A 2468-nucleotide genomic window follows, 5' to 3' on the forward strand; every position below is an offset into this window, starting at 1 on the left:
GGCCCGGCGCGCTCAGGCGCGCCGGGCCGACACGGTCACCAGCGGTAGTGGGCGAAGGCCTTGTTGGCCTCGGCCATCTTGTGGGTGTCCTCGCGACGCTTCACAGCGCCGCCCAGACCGTTCGAGGCGTCCAGGATCTCGTTCATCAGACGCTCGGTCATGGTCTTCTCGCGGCGGGCCTTGGAGAAGCCGACGAGCCAGCGCAGCGCGAGGGCCGTGGAGCGGCCCGGCTTGACCTCGACCGGCACCTGGTAGGTGGCGCCGCCGACGCGGCGGGAGCGGACCTCGAGGGCCGGCTTGATGTTGTCCATGGCCTTCTTGAGCGTGGCCACGGGATCGGCACCGTTCTTGGCGCGAGCACCCTCGAGGGCACCGTAGACGATGCGCTCGGCGGTGGACTTCTTGCCGTCGATCAGCACCTTGTTGATCAGCTGCGTGACCAGCGGGGAGCCGTAGACGGGATCGACGACGAGGGGGCGCTTCGGCGCGGGACCCTTACGAGGCATTACTTCTTCTCCTTCTTGGCGCCGTAGCGGGAGCGGGCCTGGCCGCGGTTCTTCACACCCTGGGTGTCGAGGGCGCCGCGGACGATCTTGTAGCGCACGCCCGGCAGGTCCTTCACACGGCCGCCGCGCACGAGCACGATCGAGTGCTCCTGCAGGTTGTGACCCTCGCCCGGGATGTAGGCGGTGACCTCGACGCCGCCGTTGAGGCGGACACGGGCGACCTTGCGCAGCGCGGAGTTCGGCTTCTTGGGGGTGGTGGTGTACACGCGGGTGCACACGCCACGGCGCATGGGGTTGCCCTGCAGCGCCGGGGCCTTGGTCTTCACGACCTTCGGTGAGCGGCCCTTGCGGACCAGCTGCTGAATCGTAGGCACTCTTCAGCCTTCCTATCGGGGGGTGTTCGGTGACGTCGTCGACACGGACCCGGGGGTCCGCGTCGGTCGTTCCTCGGTTCTGCCGCACCCGGCGACGGATGGCGCGCGTCGGCGCGTCCTCGGCTCCAGGCGTGCAAAAATGTGGCATCTGCCGCGCAACGACCCCGCGACCGGACCGAGTCCACTCTGCCACACAAGAAAACAATCCCTCTCAGCGTACCACCTGCGTTCCTCCGGGCCAATCAGGCGCCGCCTTCCCCTCATGGCCGCCACAGAGCCGGCGTCGTCACCCCAGCTGGACAGGGGATCCCGTACGAGGTCAGCGCGCAGGATAGGGTCAGACACCATGGTGTCTGAAGCCCCTGATCCTCGCCCCGCTCCCTCCCCCGCCGCCGGTTCGGTCAGCGTCCGCCCGATCTCCCGTGACGAGCACGAGGAGCTGCTGCGGCGTCACCCCGAGGCCTCCTTCCTGCAGAACCCGGCATGGGCCGCCGTCAAGTCGGGCTGGCGAGCGCAGTCCCTCGGCTTCGAGACGGCAGGCCGCCTGGTCGGTGCCGCCCTCGTCCTCTACCGGGCCGTGCCGGTGCCGCGCTGGGTGCCCGTGCTGGGATCCGCGTCCCTGGCCTACATCACGGAGGGCCCCGTCCTCGACGACGGTGTCCGCCTTCGCGACGCCCTCCCGCCGCTCGTGGAGCACCTCCGGCGCGAGGGGGCCTTCGAGGTTCGACTCGGTCCGCCCGGCGTCGTGCGCCGCTGGGCCGCGGACGACGTGCGCAAGGCCCTCAAGGACCCGGAGTACACCTCCCTCATGGACCTCCAGCACGACCTGGACGCGAAGGAGGTGGCCGTCGAGGAGGACCTGCGCGCCCTCGGCTGGCGGGCCCCGGCCGTGACCGAGGAGTTCATCGCCGGACAGCCGATGTTCCAGGCGCGCATCCCCCTGGAGGGTCTGGACGTCGACGGCGTGCTCAAGCGCATGAACCAGACCTCCCGTTCGGAGACCCGCAAGTCCACCCGCACCGAACTGACGATCCGCCGCGGCGGCGTCGAGCTGCTCGAGGACTTCCACGGCCTCTACACCGAGACCGCTGCGCGAGAAGGCTTCAACGGGCGGGCCCAGCCGTACTTCGAGCGCGTCGTGGAGGCCATGGACGCCTCCGCCCTCTCCGAGGCCGAGGTCTTCGTGGCCTCCCATGAGGGCCGCCCCCTGGCGGGGGCGATCACCCTGCGCCAGGGCCACTTCGCCTGGTACCCGTACGGCGGGTCCTCCCTGGAGGAACGCAAGCGCTTCGCCCCCCGCGCCCTGCAGCTCGAGCAGATCACCGCGGCGGTGGAGGCCGGATGCCACTGGTACGACCTCGGCGGCGTCTCGAGCTCACTGCGCCAGGACCACAAGCTCGCCGGCCTGACCCTGTTCAAGACCGCCATGGGCGCGGACCTGATCCAGACCCACGGCGAGTGGACCCTGCCGCTGCGCGCCCCCCTGGCCAAGGCCTTCGAGCTGTACATGTCCCGCCGCTGAGGCCACCGGCCGCCACACACGCACACACATCGGGGCGGGCCCCCGCCCGCACCCGGCGGGGGCCCC

General features: G+C 70.7%; 3 protein-coding genes. 1 reads left to right on the forward strand and 2 read right to left on the reverse strand.

What is annotated here, in order from left to right:
* Positions 1-35 precede the first annotated feature (35 nt).
* The gene (gene rpsG / locus SPI96_RS04610) at positions 36-506 is read right to left on the reverse strand and encodes a 30S ribosomal protein S7 (RefSeq protein WP_002854788.1); all 471 of its coding nucleotides are present in this window, start codon (positions 504-506) and stop codon (positions 36-38) included.
* Positions 506-880, reverse strand: a complete 375-nt coding sequence (gene rpsL, locus SPI96_RS04615; RefSeq protein WP_224356570.1) for a 30S ribosomal protein S12 — start codon at positions 878-880, stop codon at positions 506-508. The genes rpsG and rpsL overlap by 1 nt, the downstream gene beginning before the upstream one ends.
* A gap of 346 nt (positions 881-1226) precedes the next feature.
* Here rpsL and SPI96_RS04620 point away from each other — a divergent pair, with 346 nt between their 5' ends.
* On the forward strand, positions 1227-2402 hold the full coding sequence (locus SPI96_RS04620; RefSeq protein ID WP_321081197.1) for a lipid II:glycine glycyltransferase FemX: 1176 nt from the start codon (positions 1227-1229) through the stop codon (positions 2400-2402).
* The last annotated feature ends 66 nt before the right edge of the window (positions 2403-2468 follow it).

This window comes from Micrococcus sp. (assembly GCF_034179925.1).
In the GTDB taxonomy this organism is placed as follows: Bacteria; Actinomycetota; Actinomycetes; order Actinomycetales; family Micrococcaceae; genus Micrococcus.

Excerpts from the sequence above, each read along its gene's own strand:
- rpsG (WP_002854788.1), bottom strand. The coding sequence starts at position 506 with ATGCCTCGTAAGGGTCCCGCGCCGAAGCGCCCCCTCGTCGTCGATCCC.
- SPI96_RS04620 (WP_321081197.1), top strand. The coding sequence starts at position 1,227 with ATGGTGTCTGAAGCCCCTGATCCTCGCCCCGCTCCCTCCCCCGCCGCC.